This is a genomic window from Staphylococcus sp. EG-SA-2, from assembly GCF_017152085.1.
In genome coordinates this window covers 1-604 of sequence record NZ_JACYHC010001305.1, presented here as the reverse complement: position 1 = coordinate 604, position 604 = coordinate 1, and the positions used below count along the sequence as shown (strand labels likewise).

At 34.3% G+C, this 604-nt stretch carries 1 protein-coding gene; it reads left to right on the top strand.

The window, feature by feature from the left end; genetic code table 11:
* On the top strand, positions 1-448 hold a 448-nt coding region (locus tag IDG60_RS20980; RefSeq protein ID WP_206161151.1), incomplete at its 5' end, for an MFS transporter.
* Positions 449-604 lie beyond the last annotated feature (156 nt).

Genomic DNA, 604 nt, shown 5'->3' with positions numbered 1-604 from the left:
AGTGTTGTCAATGATTCGTGTAGGTGAAAAGATTTTATCTCAACATGGTCCGAAGCGCCCACTATTACTAGGAAGTGGCTTTACAGTGATTGGGTTAATCTTATTGTCGTTAACATTTTTACCAGAAGTGTGGTATATCATATCTAGTATAGTTGGATATTTATTGTTTGGTACTGGTTTAGGATTATATGCTACACCATCAACTGATACAGCAGTTGCTAGTGCGCCAGATGATAAGTCGGGTGTTGCTTCAGGCGTATATAAAATGGCGTCATCATTAGGAAATGCATTTGGAGTAGCAGTATCTGGTACAGTTTATACTGTGTTAGCAGCTAATTTAAATTTGAACTTAGGTGGTTTCACAGGTATGATGTTTAATGCCTTGCTAGCAATTGTTGCATTTTTAGTCATTTTACTATTAGTTCCTAAAAATCAAACGAATTTGTAAAACCGAAATGAAAGCAAGTTATTATGTAGGGATTTTAAAGGAAATTTTGTGAAAGTAAGTTTATCATACACACTTAATGTTACGTATTGACGTTTAATGTTAGGTGTGTTCTTTTATAGACGATAAAAGCTGTGTGCATATTAAGCGAATGATTTT